This window comes from Prolixibacter bellariivorans ATCC BAA-1284, from assembly GCF_000621705.1.
Lineage (GTDB): Bacteria > Bacteroidota > Bacteroidia > Bacteroidales > Prolixibacteraceae > Prolixibacter > Prolixibacter bellariivorans.
This window is the reverse complement of record NZ_JHXO01000008.1, coordinates 31,946-52,609: the sequence shown is the minus strand read 5'-3', so window position 1 is coordinate 52,609 and position 20,664 is coordinate 31,946. Positions and strand designations below refer to the sequence as shown.

Below are 20,664 nucleotides of genomic sequence, written 5' to 3'. Positions count from 1 at the left end.
TTGAATTACGACATTTTATTTTTTTCATAGATTTTGTACACCAAAGTAAAAAGCTGCCCGGACATTCCTGAAAAGAAGGAATATGCCGGAGCAGCTTTTCGTCTATGGTGCTATCTTATGGTTTGAAGAATGACTTCCGGCCGAAGCCGGAAATCAGTTTCTTCATCACTTGTCGTTTACGAAGCTCTGATTGAGCGACATTTTGTGCACGTCGTATGGTGCAGGTGCGCCTCCCAGGTACTTGTGGAACCAATCGAGGTGTGCGTCGTAGTACAACGGCATCGATTTCACGCGGTTGGGCCAGTGACCATCGTTCTTGAAGATAATCAGGCGCGACGGAATGCCCAGTGTCTGCAGTGTACTGAAATATTGGAGACTCTGCGTGTAAGGTACGCGATAGTCACGCTCGCCGGAGATAATCAGCGTCGGCGTAGCGAAGTTCTTCACGTATTCCGAAGGCGAGAATTTCTTGTACAGGTCCGAATTCCAAGGCTGTCCTTTCAGGTCGAAGTTCGGGAACCAAAGTTCTTCGGTTGCTCCCCACATCGAACGCAGGTCGTAGAGTCCCATCATCGAAGCGAGACACTTGAAGCGCTTGGTTTTGGCCTGGAACCAGTTCATCATGTAACCTCCGTACGACCATCCCATGGCACCCATGCGGGTTGAATCGACATACGACAGTTTGGCCAGCGCATCGGTTACCTTCATCAGGTCTTCGAACGGTTTGCCGCCCCAGTCACCCGAAATTTCGCGGGTGTAAGCCTGTCCGCGTCCGGTTGAACCGTGCGGGTTGGCAAATGCCACTACGTAACCGGCTCCGGGATATACCTGCCAGTCGCCGCGGAACGAATTCATCCACTGTCCCTGCGGTCCACCGTGAACGTTCAGGATGAGCGGATATTTTTTCGACGGGTCGAAGTTGTGTGGCTTCACAATGAATACCTGTACCTGTTTGTTGTCGGCTCCGGTTACCCACATTTTTTCTGCCGGGCGGAAATCGACTTTCGACAACAACTCCTTGTTGAAATTAGTCAGCTGTTCTTCGGTTCCGCCTTTGGTTTTCATGCGGAAGAGCTCAGCCGGTTTGTCGATGGTGGTGGCCAGGTAGTAAAGGTATCCGTTGCTGGCTACATCGAAACCGTAAATGGAGCGCTGTCCCGAAACGGGGGTGATAACGTCCGAGGCCAGGTCGACCATGTAAATCGGTTCTCCTCCTTCTTGCTCTGCCGAGAAGAAAATGGACTTGGAGTTGGGAGCCCATTTAAAGTCATCAACCCAGTTGTCAAAGTCCTTGGTGATGATCTTCGTCTCGCCGGTTGCCCGGTTATAAAGGGCGATGTTGAACTTTGCCGATTCGTATCCCGGAATCTTCTGGGTACGGTAAGCAATGTACTTGCCATCGGGCGAATAAATGGGCCATCCGTCCCAAGCTTTGTTCTCTTTGGTAATGTTTTTGGCTGTTCCACCCGTTACCGGAACAACAAACAGATCGCTGTTGGTCGATGCTTCGGGGTGCTCGACGTGTTTCGACGCGTAGCAAATTTCTTTACTATCGGGCGAGAAGTTATAACCTACGCCGCCGCCCAGCATAAAAGCGGGCGATACAAATTTACCCGGGGTGACATCGGTGTATTTTCCGGTTTCGGTATTAAATACAATGATGTGCGAATATTTACCCTTGGCGTATTGTGTCCAGTGACGGAACAGCAGGTGATCAGCTACATAAGCCTGAATGGGACCGTTGTGTGACAACGAATCGTTGCGGGCATTGCATTTGCTGTTGGCACCGCAGTCGGGGTATACTTTTGCCGAAAAGGCAATCAGCTTGTTGTTGGGCGATAATACCGGAGCATCTACACCCATCGAGAAATCGGTTACCTGTTTCGATTTTCCGGTCGCAAATGAATAATGAACCATCTGCGGAGCTCCTGATGCAGCCGACACATAATAGAGGTCTTTGCTGTCGCTGGCCCAGATGGGATCGTAATTTCCCTTGTGATCGGTGGTTACCGGGGTAATGTTACTGCCGTCGGCGTTCATTACGTAGATGTCGGTCATCGATTTGCCTTTTGGCATATCGTAGTCGGTTACCGTAAAGGCCACGCGCATGCCATCAGGCGAAACGACGGGAGTACCCACGTGACGTACTTTGTACAAATCGGCGATGGTAAATGCACTTTTCTGCGGAAACGCTGCCTCCGCAGTAAAGAGGAAGACCATCACAAAGAGATAAAGTAATCTTTTCATACTTCTTTTCGAATTTAAAATCAATGATGAATAAATATCTTGTCATCAAGGTTTCGGGTTATCGGCAACAATGCAAACAATCCGGCACCATTAATGTTTGCCACTGGCACATAATCTCCTGAAAAGGAGCTTTTATTCATTGGTTCTAGGCAGGATTTTTAGTCTGGTTTTGACCTAGTGGGAAAGGACTTCACCACAAATGACAGGTTTTAGACGAGAAATTTACAAAGAAAAGGAGGAGAGGGGCATGAATTTTCTCATAATATGTCATTTTTAAGCAATTTTAAAGAATGCAACCCCTTCCGGGAAGTCGATGACGCTCTCTTTTTTACCGAATCTGGTTGTGTAATGCTGTTTGCCTCTTCGGGAATATGGTTCGCAGTCGATTATCGTTCCGATGTCGGCCCATTTTTACCTGATGACAGACGTTTTATGATGATTGACGGTCGTTGTATTACGTTTGACGACGCTTGTATGGCGTTTGACAGTTGCTGTATTGCAATTGACAATGCTTGTATGGCGTTTGACAGTCGCTGTATTGCAATTGACAATGCTTGTATGTCGATTGACAGTCGTTGTATTGCAATTGACGACGCTTGTATGGCGTTTGACGGTCGTTGTATTGCAATTGACGACGCTTGTATGGCGTTTGACAGTCGTTGTATTGCGTTTGACAACGCTTGTATGGCGTTTGACAGTCGTTGTATTGCAATTGACGACGCTTGTATGGCGTTTGACGGTCGTTGTATTACGTTTGACGACGCTTATATGGCAATTGACAACGCTTGTATAAGCGGAGACGGTCGATTTATTGCTGGAGACGGCGCTTGTATGAGCGATGACAGTTGGTTTAAGACCGGTGACAGCTCTTGTATGGCCAATGACAGTCGTTGTATGACCGATGACTACGCTTGTATGAACGATGACGAGCGATATTTGTCCGCTGTAGAGACGCAATGTTTGCGTCTCGTTGCTCGCATTATTGGATGCCGGTATATCTTGTCTGAACCGGGATTACGCAGATTTATGGATTTAGCAGATGAGGTAACACAGCCTTTTCGTTATTGCGCAGTGCCTTGAAGTCTGCTATTTTTTATTTCCGGTAATATTTTGCTCAACTCTTCGTATTGATGATCATTGATTAAGCTGTCTCTTACATCACTAAGTTGTTGCATTAACGCAACAGGAATATCATATCTGCGACCCAAGCTCCTTCGCCTCTCGGTCCATGTGTAATTTCTATATTCATTATTTTGAATGAGGGGTGTATTCACCAAATCAATTTCTTCTTGCAATACCAGGAAAAGCTCCTTTGTTTTGTCTGAATCGGGATGGGAGTATCCTATCTGTTTCAGGATATCGTTGGGTAAGGCATAATGCCAATCTCTCAGCGAATTTCGACCATATCTCGCCCAATAACTTGGTTTATAGTTGTGGATAACGATCTTTTGGAGAATGATGGTATCCATTGAAACCGGGTGATTTTCTGAAAAGGCGGCTTTTATGCTTTCCATTTGTTCGATAGCACCTTCTGAATGCCACTTTCTTAGTGTTTCGATTGTCTCTGCCGAGAAAGTAAGATGATATTCTTTTTCTGCTATGGAAATTTCTTCGTCAATGTAACGGAAGTCTTTTTCGAATTTCTGAAAATAAGCGGTGTTTAGAAATTCCTGATTGATAGAAGTTGTGTTTTTAAGAGCGACGGTGAAAACGATCGATATAACCAGGGAAATGATTATCCATCTGTTTGCGCGATAAACCAATTTGACTGCAAACCAGCTTTGAGTAAATACAATAAGGGGTAGCAAGATTAATAAAATAGGAAATTCATCGACTAAGTCGAGTTGATTGTCATAACCAGGAGAACCTGTCAAGATAATAGGAAGTAGCGAGCCAAATCGTGCAACGACCATTAAAATTATCCAAAAAACAAGCAAGGCATTGGTTCGGGCAAGTTGTTTGAATATCCTGTCTTTTTTTCTCTTGTGGGAATGATTTCCCATCCAAATCCAAATGGCTATGGAGAGGTCTAAGACGGTTGCAAGTGCCGAAAAGAAGTAATTATAAAACTTTAGCTCGTTTCCCTTTAGGACTAATAAATCTGCCGAGAAGCAGGTCATAAACCTAAAAACTTCTCTGGAACAACTAAATAACCATGCAATCCATAAAGCGGATAGAAGTCCTGCAGATAGTCCAAACCAAAATCGTATCTGACCAATTAGTCGGATGGACAGTCGTTCTTTTCCAAATCGTGGCATTGTCATTTAGATAGGTCTCCAATTGAATAGTTAGGTTGTCGCTATCAAATTTAACTAAATGAATGATTTTGTCTGTTTGGGATTTTATGTTTTTCAGATGGTTGTGCCGGTGTTGATTTGAATTTGGTAGAGACGCGATTAATCGCGTCTCTACTTTACCGTCTTATTGTTCGAGGCCCTGGGCTTTTGCTGTTTCGGGTATTTTTAAACAAAAAGAGACGTTGCATGCAACGTCTCTACAATTGTATTCATGTTTGTGAGTTTACAGGTTCATTCCGCCGGAAACTTCAATTCGTTGCCCGTTAACCCAGCGTGCCTCATCGGAACACAAGAAGGCTACTACACCGCCAATGTCATCGGGTAACCCGACGCGACCTAATGCTGTCAGACTGGCGATATGTTGGTTTACTTCCTTGTTGTCTCTGACATGGCCACCGCCGAAATCGGTTTCGATGGCTCCCGGTGCTACCACATTGGCAGCAATGCCTCGTGAGCCGAGTTCTTTTGCCAGGTAGCGGGTGAGTACTTCGATGGCGCCTTTCATGGATGCATACGTGGAAGAACCCGGAAAAGAGAAACGTGCCAGCCCTGAGGAAATATTGATGATGCGTCCGCCATCGTTGATGAAGGGCAGTGCTTTTTGTGTCAGGAAGAACACACCCTTGAAATGAATATTCAGCGCTGCATCGAATTGTTCTTCGGTTGTTTCGGCAAACGATGCATACAATCCGGTTCCCGCGTTGTTAATGAGGAAATCGAAATTCGGTTTGCCTGTTTCTTCTTTCAGATAGGATGATACTTTTCCGAAGAAATCATCGAAAAGCTTCACGTTACTGGTATCGAGCTGAAATGCTTTGGCTTTTTGACCAAGCGACTGAATCTCGGCTACTACTTCATCAGCTTTTTGTGCATTGCTGTTGTAAGTGAGAATTACGTCAATCCCTTTTTTGGCGAGATTAATGGCCATGTTTCTTCCAAGTCCCCGACTGCCGCCGGTTACGAGGGCAATTCTATTTGTCTTTGTCATCATATTTGTGTTTAACGTTTACTACTGTTATTTAACGATACAAAGATGAAGCAGGAACGAGGCTTATGGTTTGTAAATATCAATCCATGATTTGCAAAAATCAAATATGTGCAGTTAGGTGCGGAAAGTTAGGGGAGCTACCGACGTTTGTTTCTTGAAGAAATTGGAAAAGTGTGCGACCTCTTCGAAGCCCAAACTGTAGGCAATTTCCGATATGTTCCAATCGGTTTGCTTTAGCAGGATTTTGGCTTCCTGCAGCATCCGGCTGGTGATAATCTCCGTGGTGGTTTTCCCGGTGTTTTCTTTTAATACCTTATTCAGGTGATTGACGTGGATAGCCAGTCTTTCGGCGTATTCTTTTGCGGTTCGCAGTGTAAGCCGCTGATTGGTTGATTCGATGGGGAACTGCCTTTCCAGCAATTCGATAAAGAGCGAAAGGATGCGGGCGGATGCATTTTGATGAGAATGCAATGCAGTGGCAGGCTGCAGCTTCTGACCATAGTGAATAAGTTCGAGCACATAGTTGCGAAGCAGATCGTATTTGAATTCATAATCCGATGCGATTTCGTCTTTCATCTTCCGGAAGGTAGCGGCTATCTCTTCCGCTTTCTCGTCGGTGATTTCGAAAACGGGATAACCGCCCGATTTGAAGATGGGCAGTTCGTCGAGTGCTACACCGCTTTTGTTTTTCACCAGGAACTCATCGGTAAACACACAAAAGGAGCCTGCCTGGTTTTCATCCAGCGACACCCAGTTGTACGGTACTTTGGGAGTGGCAAACAGCAGAGCATTGGTTTTTATATCGATAACCTTGTCGGCATATTCGGCCCGGTTCTTTCCCCTGATGAGACTAATCTTGTAATAGGCCCGCCGGTTGTAAGGCATCACCTTTTTCCGTTTTACCTCCCTGATAGTTTCGGCAATGTCGAATACGTTGAAATGTCCAATTTCCTTGTTGATGCCCGGTGGCAGGAGTGAGTCGATGTCCCTGCCGGTGAAGTTGGCAGCTTCCCGGTAAAACTCTTCCAGCGTTATATTCTTTATGTCCATGTATCGATGATATGCTGTTTTGCAAAATTCAAAGATACGAAATGTCCATCACTGTTACGTGTAGAATGGAACCGGAAAGTTTTCCTGTAAACATCATAGAGACGTAGCCATGCTACGTCTCTACAAAGGGCATTATCCTTCGGTTATATCTTTTATATCAATTGATTTCTGTATTTCCCAACTTTAGTGGGTATATTTAAACATAGTAAAGCGCTATTCTTGCAATGGTATTCACGCGTATGCGGTGGATTGACACGTAAATGTACAGAACATGAAACAGCGATCAATGAGACGAATCATTTTTCGAATTTTAGGGACCATCGTTTTAATTATTGTTATCCTGATTGGTAACCTGCTGCTTTTCGAAAAGAGAGCTTCGGTTGTTTCGGAAGGAGAGCCGATTGCAACTTCCGATATAGTACGTCCGGCACTGCTTGTCATCGATGTTCAGGAAGCAACCACCGGCAAGTCTTCGTTAAACCAATACTATATTGCCGAATCAGAAGATTTAATTCATACGATAAACGGGTTAACCGAAAGCTTTCAACTCCATAACCTGCCTGTTATTTACATTCGAAGTGAAATCAGGAATCCGCTGATTAATTTACTGAATAGCTCGTATGCAGCCGGTAGCCCGGGGGCGCGGTTTGATAAGCGACTGAATCTCGTTTCCGATATGAAAGTGGTCAAAAGCCGGAATGATGCCTTTTTCAAAACATCACTTGATGAAGTGCTTCGTCAGCATCAGGTTAATAAGTTATATATCGTCGGTCTGGATGCGGCACACTGCATCAACACGACCGTGGCAGCAGCGCAAAACAGAAACTACGATGTGGCACTCATCAGGGACGCCATCCTGTCGGAATCAGAACAGATGAAAGATAGTATGATGACCGTGTTTCAAGCTCGCGGCGCTAAGCTTGTCAGTATGGATAGTCTGAGCTTCGATTAACTATCGGCGAACCGAAAGAGGGGAGTACGACCAAAGTTTTTTGGGAAAGTCCACACTACCTTAAAAATAACCTGGCCAGTTGCGTGCGGTTTTTTACCTCCGTTTTGAGGAAGATCCGGGAGTTATGGTCCTTTACCGTTTCAATGGAAATAAATAGTTTGTCGGCGATTTGTTGATTCGTGTAGCCTTCGCAAATCAGCTGAATGACCTCCATCTCACGTTTGGAAATGTTGTACTTTTCAAACAATTCATCGGTATTATTCAGATGTGTTTTTAGTATTCTGAATCCTTTCAGCTCTTTACCATACTTGATGAGCCACAAGCTGAAAAGTAGATTCATTAGTAGAACCAACAGGTGAATACTTAATCGTTCCCAAACAGGATTTTCAAGCATTAATATTCCTCCGACTAACCATTTCAACAAACCCAGTAGCATCGGAATGAGCAAGACAAATGCTAACATTCTGATGGCTTTCCCGCTTTTATTTTCAGGAACCAGTTTGGTTTGGTAAATCAGGTAAACACAAGAGACAATGACGATAAAGAATATCAGTATATCGGTATAGAGAAGAAGATTATCGCTTAATGCACCGCTCTTTAGAAAGAAAAACGCTAACCACCCCAGTAGCCAGAACCCGGCAATCACAAATCCCGAAAGTTTCAGCGCAAGCTTAAATGTCTTCGGTATATCGAAATCAAGCAGTAAAAGAATGAGTCGTACAAAAGCAATAAGAAAAAGAAACCTCGTGATGAAGAGAAGGGAAGAGGTGAATATTTCCAATGCAATATGGGAATGTATATTCAGCGCCTGGTTTGCTTGCAGCAATTGGATAAATAATACGGAGTACCAAATCGAATTTACTGAAAGGAAGACATAGAATAGCGGACGGAAAATCCTTCGATTATCCTTATCCGTTTTTAAAATCGTCAGGATTACCGGAATAAAGCTTATGCCCAGTGTTGTCGAGACTACTATGGTTAACAATAAATCCATAAAGCAAACTTATCGCTTTTTTTTAAGCCAATTATATTTTTTTCGGAATATTGGTTTCAATGTTTCCCCCCTAAAGTGGGGAATTTCAAAATCCCCCTTTGGTGGGTTAAATGACGTGCTGTTTCATCTTATCATTGCTTTAAATCAACATGGCATTTCATCATGAAACACATCTTTCTGCTTTCTTTTAATTGCTTCTTACTTCTCTGCAGTGGCACCGGTTATGCTCAGCTTCGTTCCTCCCAGGTTGATTTCCCATCCGATTTTGGACCGAATTCATTTGGGCATATTACCCACATTTCCGGTATCGGGGTTCACAGTGTCGGAACCCCTGAGGAAAAGCGGGTTGCTGACTATATCTTCAACGAGTTGTCGGATGTCGGCATTGAAACAACGATGGAGAAATTTACCTTCGAATCATTTGATGTCCGTAAAACGGAATTAGAGATAAACGGACATCCCGTTGAAGCTTCGCAGGTATGCTTTAATCCATACGTTGGGAATTTTCAGTTTCAAGGGAACTTTATTCTGCTGGATTCTAACAATACCACCGATTCGGAGATTGCCGATCAGATTGTTGTTGCGTCGTATCCGTTAACGAATTCAGCCTATTTCAAGTTGTTTTTCGGGAGCCCCCGGTTGATTTTGGTTATCCCCAGGTTGGCATTCAGGCAAATATCGAAAGAGGTGGGGAGGAGACTTGTCTGTGCAATCGATGGTGATATCAGGAAACACACTTCGCAGAACGTAGTTGGTGTTGTGCGGGGAAAATATCACCCGAAAAATGAAATCATACTTTCAGCGCACTACGATTCGTATCCCGGAAGCCCGGGCGCCGATGACAATGCTTCCGGTGTTGGTGTCCTTATCGAGCTGGCCAGATTCTTCAGGCAATACCAGGATAGTTTAAATGCGAATATAAAATTCGTTGCCTTTGGTGGCGAAGAGAAAGGACTGTTGGGTTCAAGAGTATACCTGAACAGGCACAGGCAGAATATAGCGGACTGTAAGCTGGTATTAAATATGGACCAGCTTGCTGGTGAGCATATTTTTATCGAAACAACGGGCGGCGTTCATGGTATACCCGAACAAACCGGAAACACGCAGTTTCCTGAATTCATGAGGAGTCGCTCACTGGAAGGAATTGAATCAAACTGGCGGCTCTTGGCACCCGAAGTACTTCCTTTGTTCGCCATTAGCAACCGACCGGCCTGGCTGGCTGATATCATCAAAGAAAGCACACATGAGCTGTTCATTCCTGTTACTTACGCGGGTAACACAGGCTCCGATCAAATGACATTTGCTCAGGCGGGTGTTGTTGCTTCGGCGATTGGGACTTCGGGGAATGAGGTGCATAGCCCGAAAGATGTTCCTTCTCAGGTTCATGAGCAGTCTTTGGTCGATTGTGGTAAGATTGTTTTGAAAATCGTACTAAAAACGCTGGAAAGATGATGAAGGTTGTTTGGTTGAAGATTCTATTTGTTTTATATACAGTGTTCTCACTGGCAATATCATGTGTTTCGGAAAATCAAACTTCAGCGGTTCGAAAACAGGAAAAGAATGAATTAATGGCTCATCTCAGGTTTCTGGCCTCCGACGAATTGATGGGACGAAAGGTCGGCACAACTGAGGCGCATATTGCAGCACGTTATATTGCCGAACAGTTTCGGGCCGCTGGATTGCAGCCGTTCGAAACTTTTAACGATTATCTTCAACCTGTTGAATTTCTTATTGATAATAAGGAAGTGAGCTGTCAGAATGTTGCAGGCTTTATTAAAGGAACTCATCGGCAACTAAAAAATGAATATGTGTTACTGTGCGCTCACTATGATCATTTAGGAGTGCAACACGGGAAGAATCACTCCGGGGAGGACTCGGTTTACAACGGAGCCAGAGATAATGCGATGGGAACGGCGGCTTTGATTTATGCTGCTAAAGAACTATCGAAGTTTCCACCTAACCGTTCGGTCATTTTCGTTGCGACTACCGGTGAAGAAGAAGGAATGCTGGGAGCTCGGTATTTTATGGAGCATTGTCCGGTTGCCCTACAGCAGATAGTATTTGTTCTCAATAATGATGGCGGCGGTTTTAACGATACTACGCAGATCAGGGTAGGAGGTAAGAACCAGATTGAGTTTCTTTCACAATTTTGGAATCCGGTTATCAATCTCGGAGTTGCTTGTTTACCTTATCCGAAAGAGCTGGCGTATTTGTATGAAAAAGGAGATAATATTGTCTTTGCCGAAAATGGAATTCCTTCGGTCACCATCAGTCCCGGCTTTGACCGGATTGATGACGAAATTCTCAAATATGTCCATCAGACGGCAGACGAAGCGACCGATGACTTCGATTATTCCTACCTGTTGAAATTTAGCCAGGTGTATGCCCTGTTAGCGCAGGAGATTTCCAATGCTCAATCCGTACCTTTTTGGAAAAAGGAGAGTGAATATTATCGAAGAGGGGTGAAGTTATACAGCAACTAATTCCGATCATCTTTTTTGTTCCGGTTCAAAAACCGAGCGATTTCATCTTCAAATCGTAAAAGGATTTCCTGATTGAACGGAATGTGTCCCATTTTGGGTATTAAAACCAGCTCAGCGTTTTCAATACATTTGGCTGTTTGTATACCTCCGTATTTGTCAACCAGGTAGTCTTCCTCACCGTGGATGACCAATGTTGGGATTTTCACTTGTCGTAATGATTCGGTCCGGTCAGTGAGGTTGGCTTGTGCCTTTACGTGCGATTCTCCCAATGGTTCGGTAATTTCCTGACGAGCGTAAATATTCTTTGTGTATTTGATGGCCAGCTCCCTGTCGAAAGCTGCGGTTCCGTTCAAATATTCCCAAACCGGTAAAAATTCGCTGATATCCTTTTCGTAGTTGTTTTGTGGTTTGCATTTCATGAATATCTGCCACGTCCGATCCGGTGGTGGGGGAACTTTGGGTGAGTTGGTTGATGAAGAGGCTGAAACCATGGAAAGGATTCTTTCCGGATTATGAATCGCTAACAGCTGCACAATGAAGCCACCCATGGAATGGCCAACGACATGAGCCTTTTCTACGTCCAGGGAATCCATAATCGACAAAGCGTCTTTTGCCAGTTGCATCAAATCGTAAGGATGCTTTTCGAAGTCGATTTTTGATGAGTAGCCGAAATCACGGTGATCGTATTTGATGACGAAAAATCCATCGTTTACTATGCGGTTACACAACCGTTCCGACCAGAACGAGCTGTTGGCACCGGCGCCGGAAATAAACAGACAGGCTTTATCCGTTGTATTCCCATAGGTCTCGACCCACAGCTTGATATGATTGGCGACTTTGATAAACCGTTTGTTTTTCATTCTTTCTGAATTTTGCAGCTTATCAAAGTTAAAGGTTTTAGCTACTTAGATGAATTATTTTGCATTTTCCCTATTTCCGGTTGGCCACCATCTCGACCATATCAATTGCAGCTGTTTGTCCCAGCAAGACTAATGGTATATTAATTAGATCAATCGAGTAAAAGAATGGACCTCCTTTTGCAGAAGGGTTGGACTGCCTGTCGACTCGTTCAAAAGGAATCATGAAGGAGGCAAGGATATCTTTGTTTGCATTGTAAAACGTTAATTTTAGTCTGGTGTAACGGGCTTTTCCAATACTATAAGGAAGTCTTTGGTCATTCAATTCCTTTTGAGTAATAAATTCCAGATGATAAGAGCGATAACCAAAGCCCCATCCGGCTGCATAGGTTTCGTCAGAATAATGTTTGGTTTCCGCTCTTAATACAAGCATTTGTTCACTGGCATCCAGGTTGGTTGTTAGAGAGTATAATTGGAAGTGTGTTTTGATGCCGCCTATTTGCTCGCTTAGACTCTGAGCATAGAGGGTGCTTAATACAGACAACTGTATTGCGATAATAAGGATTGCTTTTCTAATCATAGCTTTTAAGTTTAGGTATGACTTCATGGTTGACTTTAAGCTTGTAGTAGTTTAACTATTCCAACCTCATGGTAATAGATTGTCTGTTAATCATATCATTCGGGATAATTATCTTTCGATACTATACGGGTAAGAACAATGTTCATGCCATTCGTTTCATGTTCTTTTCATTTGTTTGTTGAATGGTCAATTTATTTTTTGACCTTTCTGTTATGCATCTCCTTCTTCATCGGTTTTCTGCCACCGATATTCACACCTTAATTCCTTGTAATGAATAGCGATTTGGATAAATAATTCCGAAGCTGGCGCAATTTTTTGCTGGTTTTTACTGTAAAACGGCAGCCGGTGGACTCTTTTATAGTTGTTTTTATGATTTTTGCGTCATTGTTAACGTGCAATCCTACAATTGATTAGGAAAAACGTCGAAAAAAATATTTTAATTTTATATGGCTGATAATGAGTGCTTAAGTGTTTTTTGGTGAAATTATTTTTGAGAAAATAAAAGATGGTGTTTGGATTTCGGATACAATGCGTATATTGCGGCGTATTAAATAAATAACAATGAATAAAGGAACAGTAAAATTTTTTAATGACACCAAAGGTTTTGGCTTCATTAAAGACGAAGAATCAAACAATGAGTATTTTGTGCATGTAACCGGATTGGTTGATGAAATCCAGGAAAATGACGAAGTAACCTTCGATTTGCAAGAAGGAAGAAAAGGATTGAATGCGGTAAATGTTAAACTTGCGTAAGTAAGTTTAAACGACATATTCATTAAGATTTGAGCCTCACGGTTAGTGAGGCTTTTTTTATGCCTGAACGTGTCCTCCGAAGTTGCTGTATTAACCTGAAAGTTGAAACCTGTAACGATGAACAGTTACAGGTTTCAAAGCATTATTTATTGCACCGGTTGTGGAACTGCTTCCCGGATGGCTGACAGTAATCGTTCAGCTTGTCGTGTAGCACGATTTATTACTTCTTCCTGCGTATTGTATACGCCAGGCACGAAAATCATTCCGTGGCCGATGACCGGAGTGCGGAAATCCATTTGGGCCAGGTAAGCCGTTTGTTCGAGGGGGCGCAACAAATCGTCCATTCGGAAGTGGTTGTATCCGGTGGGGTGATAGGCTTCCTGTGGTCCGCCCACTGTGGTAGAAACGATAAAGGCTTTTCCTTTCAGTTTGTCTCCTTCACGTCCGTAAGCAAAGTTGTAGGCGAATACGCTGTCGATCCATTGCTTGAGGATTGCGGGAACACTGTACCAATAAAAAGGAAACTGAAGAACGATTACATCACTTTCGAGCAGCACCTGTTGTTCAGCTTCTACATCGATTTGGTAATCGGGATAAAGCGCTCCCAGCTTCCGTATTTCTACATTTTCCAGTTCTTTTTCTACTTTTTCAATGATGGTCTTATTTGCCAGCGAAGATTCCGGCGTCGGATGGCCCATGATGATGGTTGTCTTTGCTGTTGTTTGATTCATCTTACTCATTTGTTGCTTTTCGTATTTATATATTTGTACATACAAGTGTTAGAACAAAAAAATATTACTTCCCAAGTTTTTGATTGGCATTGTGAATATCAGCCGTGAGTTTGACCGCTAAATCTTCGCCCAGTACATCACAATATTTGTCGTAGAGTCTTTTCAGTGCCTGGTCGATAACCGGGCGAGACTTTTTGCCCTGCTCAGTCGGGTAAACATATACCGTTCTGCCTTCCTGGTTGGTGTAAACCAGTTCCCGCTGCTTTAGCTTCTCAACAAAGCGTGTCATCGTCGATGGTTTCAAGTTCATCCGATGGCTCAACTCATTTTGCGATAAGCCCGGTTGGTTAGTTACCAGAATCATCAGATAACTGTATGATGGAGCCAGTCCGGTAGGGGCAAAAGCTTCCTCTGCCATCTCGTTGATATAGCGTGATAGTGAGTTGGCTGTGAAATAGAGGCAGCACTCCAGCGGTCCGTTACATTGTTGTTCGTTCTTTTCCATTTGACCGGACAAATATAGATGAAAAGTTTGTACGTACAAATATCGAACGAAATAGATACAAAAAAGTATAGGAATATCAGTACCGGAAACAACCTCCTGATTTACCCCAAGACCCTCATTTTAGCCTCATTGTTCATTTCTCACGTCTCATTCTTTCTGCTTCTTTCTTAAAGAAATCCTCCAGGTGGTGTTCTCCATAGTTAGGAGCTAGTTGGTCGTCGGCCATGAGCGTGAGGAAGAACTCGATGGGGCCATAGGTTTTTGAAGAGGTGAATGTCCTGACCAGACCAATGGTCATCCTGCGAATCCAATCGGGGAGATGCGTGATTTTTATCGGTTTGTTCCAGGCTTTCAGTGCGAGTGTAGCCAGTTCGTTTTGAGAAAGATTATCCGGCCCGCCTACGGCAATTTCCTTTTCTTCAGAAGAAATAGCATTAACACATACTTTGGCCAGGTCTTCACCATGAATGGGATTCATCTGATAATGGCCGTCTCCGAAAAGATACACTCTTCCGCCTTTGGCCATGTCGAGGAAATCGCGCATATCGGAGAAGAAGCCGTTGGGGCGCATGACCGTATAATCGAGCCCCGACGCTTTCAGTGCATCCACAAAAGCTTCCTTAGCCTGGAATATTTTCAACTGGCGGTATTTATCCCCGTTAATGGCAGATACGTAAATGAACTTTCGTACACCGGCTTTCTTTGCTTCGTTGAGCAGGTTCAGGTTGGCCTGGTAATCGACATCCATATAGGTAAGGCCATCTTTTTGTCGGGTGATGCCGATAGAGGATATGACAGTAGTCACTCCTTCGCACACTCCGATCAGTGTTTCGGGTCGCGTAACTTCTGCGTGGATGATCTCCCGGTTTTCTCCACCGAGATATTCCACTTTTTCAGGGCGGCGGGCAATGATTTTTGCAGGGATGTTTTGCCGGATCAATTCTTCTGCGATGTAATGTCCGAGGTAACCGGTTGCGCCGGCCAATAAGACTGTTTCTGTAGTTTGTTTGGTATCCATTTTGCTGTTTTTTTGTCGTTCGTAATATTGTTTTACTTCTCTGTAAATATATCGATTTAGGAGGATATTTAAAGCGAATGCTGTATGTAGTATGATAAATTAAGCCTTCGTTTTCAAGCACTCTTCGATTTATATCTTTAATATTTTACTACCTCTTTTGCGCCGCTTTTTTTAGGGAAAACTTCTACTTGTTTTCATTTCGAACCTTTCCGGGAAGAAACTATATGTTTCATTATGAGTATTTCGGATATTGAAATCTTTTATTGTTCGAAGGCTGATGTTGTGACTTTTTAATTTCATCGTTCTCGGTGGAGTTTCTCCTTTTTGATGTGAAATTGGTGGCGAATGGATATTTGTGTATTCAATTGTCGATGTGTTCGCATTTGCGTAATTAACATCATATGAATGATGTATGTGTGAACTCTGCTTTTTCAGCCACCTGAAGGCATCATTAATTATTGATGATTGTTTTTCCATTGAGAGTGGATTGGAATTTAATGAAGTCTTTCAGTAGTGTGCGTTTTCCAGCTTTCATACTCGAACTTCCTGCAAAATAATCAGTCCTGATTTGGTTCAGGTTTTTTGCCAACAAAGATAGGTTGGAGGGTAATTTGTGTCGTCTCAATTTTCAAAACCGGGCCTTCTTTATGCAGGAAAAACATTCTTATGGAGGATGGCTTATTGACGAGCGAAAGGAGCCAGTTTGGCGGGCTAATTTTCTGTCGGTTTGATGGTGGAATTACGTGAGGTTTCGTACAGGGCAATTTCCCTGTTGACAATAACGGAGATGACAAGTCCTGGATCAGCCACGGCGTGTTCTTCTGTCTCAGCGCACATCACGGAAGTTTGTTGGATTGGTCTCCGACGGTGATGAAGCGACCCGTTTTCGGTGCAGGCGGTAAACAAAAGCAGCATATATAGAAACAGTAGCTTTTTCATGACAGTTATTCGAAGTGTACACTGTTTGTATTAATAGACTGCTTAAAAACGAAAAAGTTACGGTTTTGGAAAATTTTTTGATGAGAAGTTGTTCTTTTTTTTCACAAACCAGCCGAGTAATGCTGGTTGTGTTGTTTAAAAAAAATCCCACATAAGCTGTGGGGTTTTTACGAATTGAAAATACCGTTTCAAGTCTTCTTCACCAACACCACCTTCTGCCTCTCCTGCGAAGCAATTCCCGAAAGGAAATCGTTGATAGACTTGACGTCATTGGCTTTGTATTTTCCCTGGTGAATAACCACTTTCCGCGTTACTTCGATGGTATTGTCACCATTTTGCTGGTAGCTTATTTCGTAATTGCCAAATGAAGAGGTGAGTTCGGTTCCAGTTGGCATGAATTCAACCTTAAATTCTTTGGGAATATTGATTGTCAATGTATCCTGGTACGTGTAGCCTGTACGCTGATAAATATCCAACTGACGATCGGTTCGGAGATGCGACGGAAAGCTGTTCCCGATTAAGAAGTTAGTGGATACGAATAGCCGGTTGCCGGTTGGCATAGCATAGCGGCTGGTTTCTCCTTCGATAGTCAAATTCGCTTTGGCCGAGTCAGCAGAAATATCCTGCATGGAAAAGTGCTGAATCGTGAGTCCCGGAACCTCCAACCATCGGGTTAGGGCATCTTTCTGCTCTTTCGCCGAAAGGTGGAGGACGCCAAAAACGTCTTCAAACTCGCCGTCTTTGAATACGGAATTCAACTGAAATGAAGCAGCCCCATTGTTTTGCAGGTTGACAAGAATGTGGGAGTCCCGTCGGTTGTCTCGTTCAGTATATTCCGGTGTACGAACCAGTTTTCCGCCTTCTGGCGTGATTAGAAGAGCATAGCGCTCCGAGTTATTTGTGCTGATGTACCCGAATGGAATTTGTTGGCTGGTGCATTCCAACCATACCGTATCCTGTTTCAATGGCACACACAATATCACATGATTGGTTTGACTGACTCCCGGAAAATCGGGATACTTGATTTGCCGGCTATCACCGCTTCCGATTTCGGTGTAGTAGGCTTTTATGCCAATGGCTTTTAACAACGAGCGGGTGTAGTTACTCAGCGCCTTGCAATCGCCGTAACCTTTTTCATCGACATCTTCCGCCTTGATAGGCTGGAAGCCGCCAATACCTAATGCGATGTTGACATAGCGCGTTTTTCTCTGCATGTACTGGTAAACCGCTTTTACTTTGTCACGCTTATCCGGCAAACTATCGGTCAGTCGGACCAGTTTTAGTATTGTTTCTTCCGGCAGTAGGGTACGATCCTGGATAAGGTGATATGTCCAGGTACCGTAACTTTTCCAGGTAGAGAAGTTACCGGTGGTTCCTTCGTATGAAATCTCATCGGGCGAAAGGAGCACAACGGGAAATACATCCATAAAATCAGGCGCCAGTCGTTCTCTGTCGATGGCTTTTACTCCCGATAGTTTCCAGTGATATACCTCCGTATTCTTTTCGTTTGTTTGGGTAAAGCCAAAATCGTTGTTCAATTCTTTATGACGCAGATTGAATTTTGTTGGTGTTGTGAAAGTCATTTCGGCCTCTTCTACGGATGTGTTATAGCCCGGAACCGGAGCCCAGTTGCCAAAGCTGACCAGATCGTTGTAGTTGACTTTGTAGTGATACTCCACGGTGTAGGGATAGAGCTTGTAGGCCGGTCTGAAGTATTTCACCCGGTTGTCACCGAACAGCGTATAACTTTCGTTGTAGGCATAGTCCCGAATGTCTTTGTTCCGGACTTTTTTCAGTGGCTTTCCCTGCGCATCGTATATCTCTCCGCTGATTTCAGCCACACTGGAATTTCGGTCGTACGATACCAGCAGGTCCGCTTTGCTTCTCCCGTTGCTGTTCAGAATTGTTGCTACCAAATGAACCTCTCGACTGTAACTGCCTGCACCGGTCCGGTTGTAGGTGACCTGGTATTCCCGAATGACGGCATTTGCGTGTTTTTTGAGAGAATCGGGAATAGAAGCAGCATCCCGGCTGCTTTGAGCGAATGCCGGGATGCTAATAATAAAAGTGCAGAGAAGAGTGAGCAATGATTTTTTCATCAAATGTGTTTTAGGACGACCAGTTCGTTTTGCTTGTCAATCATCATTTGAAAGAACTTCTTAAGCTGTTCGTATTCACTTGGCAGGAATACGCTTTTGTTGATAATCAGCGATGAGCTGACAATTAAATTGCCCCCCAAATTCTGAACCTGAAAAACGAATTGCGCTTCATTATTCGGAAGTACCATTTTTACAGATTTCGGTGTTTCCTGAACCTGATAATTGGTGGGGATTCTGTATGTCTGCACCTGCTGAATGTGATAAGGATGATCAAACTCTACCGGATATTGTCTTTTGTCGAGTTTGAATGGATTCTCTTCAAAATAGGGCAGGACAACCGGATTGAAATAGAGCATATCGCCTCGGTTGGCCGACAGTTGGTTGTCGGTAAAGCTATAGGAAAGATTCAGGTTGTGATAAAGGGTATCCAGTCCCTTAACTTTTAATCCATCAATATTCTGCAACGTGTTTTTATCGTCCTGAGCTTTGATAAAGTCGGTTGGCGAATCATATTTTCGAATGGCTTTGCGGAACTCGTAGGCTCCATACCCTTTCAGGTTCATATTAGCTTTCCCTTTTATCATAGCGGTGCTGTCCATCATCATCAGGATGCTGGATGTCATGGAAAATGGCTGATAGTTCATCAGATTAATCCATTTATCCGGAACATCTCCAATAATTCTGCCCTTGTCATTCAGACACCGGATGGGAAGCAAATTGATTTCTGCATCTGCATCGGTGGCGTCCATCAGGTAGGCTCTACCGGCACTTTCAACCATGGCAACTACGTAGTTGAAGCTGCTGATGGATGGGTGCGACGGATGGATGATTCCGTTGTCTTGCGTACTGAGTACGACGGGATAACTCTTGAAGCCTACTTCGCGTAAAAGCCTGACAAGATTGAGGTTGACATCGGCACAGTTCCCTGAACCTTCTTTGAAGGCTTTATTCAGGGTGGTGTTGACGTACTTGGTTTTTGTTCCATTCCAGGCAATATGATGCTTAATGTATTCCATCGCCAGATTCATCATTTGCATGCCCTCAGCTCCACTCTTCTTCAATTCGTCTGCCGCATCCCGCATGTTACCGGAACCGTTCAGCTGTTTTCCGAAATATTGATTGTCATTTAAATCCTTGTCTACATCCTGCCAGGTTGTTGTATAATAATCGATGGGAGACTGCGGAAATTTTCGGTACTGTAGTTCAAAGTCAATTCTTGAAATATAATTGTCTTCCGTTCGTAAGAATCGTTCTTTCGGAAACGCCGGAATGCTGTCAGCAGTATAGTGGTAAATATTTTCGGTATAGTTGAATGTCCCTGTACTTGTATACGCCTTTTGTGTGACTCCTTCTGCTTTTTGGTGATAGGTGATGGTCATTTTTTGCTGGCGCTGGTCTTGTTCAAATTTCACCGGGTAGTAGCCCCGTAGGGTCTTGTTATAGAAATAATATTCGGGAACAATGGCTGTGAAATCACTGTAAAGGGTCGGAATATCCCGTTGGAAATACCACGTGCGAAGATTGAAAAAATGAGTTGTACGAATGGTATAATCTACCTCGATGATGGAACCTGCTTTTACATTGGGTAGGGCAAACTTAACGGTATTCCAGTGTTCGCTGGTTTCTTCTGTCATGACATCTCTGTTACTGAGCTTGTCTTTTACTACCTTCCCATTTTCGAGATTGTAGGTATAAGCTTTCAATGTCGACAGCTCTTCGTTTTGTCTTCCCTGATAGAGCGGAATTTCGACGTTGGCATAATCAAACCCTTCGTTGTCGAGGACTTTGATGCGGAAATGCCGGTTGATGTGCAGCTGAAAGCCTGTTCGGCTACTAGCGGGGTCATCCGACCTGACATTCTTCGCCATGTATTCGAAGTCGGCTTTACCATAGTCGAAAATAAAATACGCATGTGCATTCGAGTCGATTGGGCAGCGTGTGGCTTTGAGGTTTTCAATGTCTACTTTTCCTGTTTTGGGTTCTTTTTGTGCATTTACCTGTTGGGTGACCGTTAGGAGTAGGAAAAGCACAAACAATAGGTGGCAGCAAGTTTTCATTATTCTTGTTTATTAGTTAGAGGATTCCTGTGATTTATCCGGCATAAACAAATTACCCATGATGTATCTCAACGAGATATGCGTCAGGTAAGTTGAAAGGCAATAATATCAGGA

18 protein-coding genes are annotated in these 20,664 nt (G+C 43.7%); 5 read left to right on the top strand and 13 right to left on the bottom strand.

What is annotated here, in order from left to right; all coding sequences use genetic code 11:
- Nucleotides 1-165: 165 nt before the first annotated feature.
- The gene (locus tag T426_RS0110155; RefSeq protein WP_027585636.1) at nucleotides 166-2,247 is read right to left on the bottom strand and encodes a S9 family peptidase; all 2,082 of its coding nucleotides are present in this window, start codon (nucleotides 2,245-2,247) and stop codon (nucleotides 166-168) included.
- A gap of 264 nt (nucleotides 2,248-2,511) precedes the next feature.
- Between T426_RS0110155 and T426_RS0110145 the strand changes: the two genes are divergently transcribed.
- On the top strand, nucleotides 2,512-3,327 hold the full coding sequence (locus T426_RS0110145) for a hypothetical protein (RefSeq protein WP_027585635.1): 816 nt from the start codon (nucleotides 2,512-2,514) through the stop codon (nucleotides 3,325-3,327).
- Here T426_RS0110145 and T426_RS0110140 read toward each other — a convergent pair.
- From T426_RS0110140 to T426_RS0110130, 3 genes are all read right to left on the bottom strand, one after another.
- Nucleotides 3,309-4,505 carry a hypothetical protein gene (locus T426_RS0110140; RefSeq protein WP_027585634.1) on the bottom strand — a complete coding sequence of 399 codons (1,197 nt, stop codon included), beginning with the start codon at nucleotides 4,503-4,505 and terminating at the stop codon, nucleotides 3,309-3,311. The genes T426_RS0110145 and T426_RS0110140 overlap by 19 nt on opposite strands.
- A gap of 262 nt (nucleotides 4,506-4,767) precedes the next feature.
- The gene (locus tag T426_RS0110135) at nucleotides 4,768-5,532 is read right to left on the bottom strand and encodes an SDR family NAD(P)-dependent oxidoreductase (RefSeq protein WP_025865807.1); all 765 of its coding nucleotides are present in this window, start codon (nucleotides 5,530-5,532) and stop codon (nucleotides 4,768-4,770) included.
- 114 nt (nucleotides 5,533-5,646) lie between these two features.
- Nucleotides 5,647-6,582: a helix-turn-helix domain-containing protein gene (locus T426_RS0110130; protein ID WP_036985419.1), complete on the bottom strand. Its 936-nt coding sequence runs from the start codon at nucleotides 6,580-6,582 to the stop codon at nucleotides 5,647-5,649.
- 286 nt (nucleotides 6,583-6,868) lie between these two features.
- Here T426_RS0110130 and T426_RS0110125 point away from each other — a divergent pair, with 286 nt between their 5' ends.
- Nucleotides 6,869-7,534: a cysteine hydrolase family protein gene (locus tag T426_RS0110125; RefSeq protein WP_025865806.1), complete on the top strand. Its 666-nt coding sequence runs from the start codon at nucleotides 6,869-6,871 to the stop codon at nucleotides 7,532-7,534.
- A gap of 55 nt (nucleotides 7,535-7,589) precedes the next feature.
- Here T426_RS0110125 and T426_RS26000 read toward each other — a convergent pair whose 3' ends face one another.
- Nucleotides 7,590-8,528 (bottom strand): helix-turn-helix domain-containing protein, encoded by a 939-nt coding sequence (locus T426_RS26000; protein WP_051568971.1) that lies wholly within the window; start codon nucleotides 8,526-8,528, stop codon nucleotides 7,590-7,592.
- Between the two features lie 162 nt (nucleotides 8,529-8,690).
- Here T426_RS26000 and T426_RS0110115 point away from each other — a divergent pair, with 162 nt between their 5' ends.
- Nucleotides 8,691-9,980: a M28 family metallopeptidase gene (locus tag T426_RS0110115; RefSeq protein WP_025865954.1), complete on the top strand. Its 1,290-nt coding sequence runs from the start codon at nucleotides 8,691-8,693 to the stop codon at nucleotides 9,978-9,980.
- Nucleotides 9,977-11,011 carry a M20/M25/M40 family metallo-hydrolase gene (locus T426_RS23345; protein ID WP_025865955.1) on the top strand — a complete coding sequence of 345 codons (1,035 nt, stop codon included), beginning with the start codon at nucleotides 9,977-9,979 and terminating at the stop codon, nucleotides 11,009-11,011. Before T426_RS0110115 ends, T426_RS23345 begins: the two co-directional genes overlap by 4 nt.
- Here the strand turns inward: T426_RS23345 and T426_RS0110105 are convergent.
- Complete coding sequence (locus T426_RS0110105; RefSeq protein WP_025865956.1) at nucleotides 11,008-11,871, bottom strand: alpha/beta fold hydrolase; 864 nt, start codon at nucleotides 11,869-11,871, stop codon at nucleotides 11,008-11,010. The genes T426_RS23345 and T426_RS0110105 overlap by 4 nt on opposite strands.
- A 70-nt stretch (nucleotides 11,872-11,941) precedes the next feature.
- Complete coding sequence (locus T426_RS0110100) at nucleotides 11,942-12,448, bottom strand: hypothetical protein (protein WP_027585631.1); 507 nt, start codon at nucleotides 12,446-12,448, stop codon at nucleotides 11,942-11,944.
- A gap of 561 nt (nucleotides 12,449-13,009) precedes the next feature.
- On the opposite strand from T426_RS0110100, the gene T426_RS0110095 reads away from it, so the two are divergent.
- On the top strand, nucleotides 13,010-13,201 hold the full coding sequence (locus tag T426_RS0110095) for a cold-shock protein (protein ID WP_025865958.1): 192 nt from the start codon (nucleotides 13,010-13,012) through the stop codon (nucleotides 13,199-13,201).
- Nucleotides 13,202-13,347: 146 nt separating this feature from the next.
- Here the strand turns inward: T426_RS0110095 and T426_RS23340 are convergent, their stop codons facing one another.
- The 6 genes from T426_RS23340 to T426_RS0110055 form a co-directional block, all read right to left on the bottom strand.
- On the bottom strand, nucleotides 13,348-13,941 hold the full coding sequence (locus T426_RS23340; protein WP_234406882.1) for an NAD(P)H-dependent oxidoreductase: 594 nt from the start codon (nucleotides 13,939-13,941) through the stop codon (nucleotides 13,348-13,350).
- Nucleotides 13,942-13,996: 55 nt separating this feature from the next.
- The gene (locus T426_RS0110085) at nucleotides 13,997-14,437 is read right to left on the bottom strand and encodes a MarR family winged helix-turn-helix transcriptional regulator (RefSeq protein ID WP_025865960.1); all 441 of its coding nucleotides are present in this window, start codon (nucleotides 14,435-14,437) and stop codon (nucleotides 13,997-13,999) included.
- Nucleotides 14,438-14,570: 133 nt separating this feature from the next.
- Complete coding sequence (locus T426_RS0110080; RefSeq protein WP_025865961.1) at nucleotides 14,571-15,455, bottom strand: SDR family oxidoreductase; 885 nt, start codon at nucleotides 15,453-15,455, stop codon at nucleotides 14,571-14,573.
- 711 nt (nucleotides 15,456-16,166) lie between these two features.
- Complete coding sequence (locus tag T426_RS25745; RefSeq protein ID WP_153637608.1) at nucleotides 16,167-16,394, bottom strand: hypothetical protein; 228 nt, start codon at nucleotides 16,392-16,394, stop codon at nucleotides 16,167-16,169.
- Nucleotides 16,395-16,582: 188 nt separating this feature from the next.
- Entirely contained in the window at nucleotides 16,583-18,493 is a 1,911-nt protein-coding gene (locus T426_RS0110060; RefSeq protein ID WP_027585629.1) for a DUF3857 domain-containing protein, read from the bottom strand.
- Nucleotides 18,493-20,550, bottom strand: coding sequence for a DUF3857 domain-containing protein (locus tag T426_RS0110055; RefSeq protein ID WP_027585628.1), 2,058 nt, complete (start codon nucleotides 20,548-20,550; stop codon nucleotides 18,493-18,495). Before T426_RS0110055 ends, T426_RS0110060 begins: the two co-directional genes overlap by 1 nt.
- Nucleotides 20,551-20,664 lie beyond the last annotated feature (114 nt).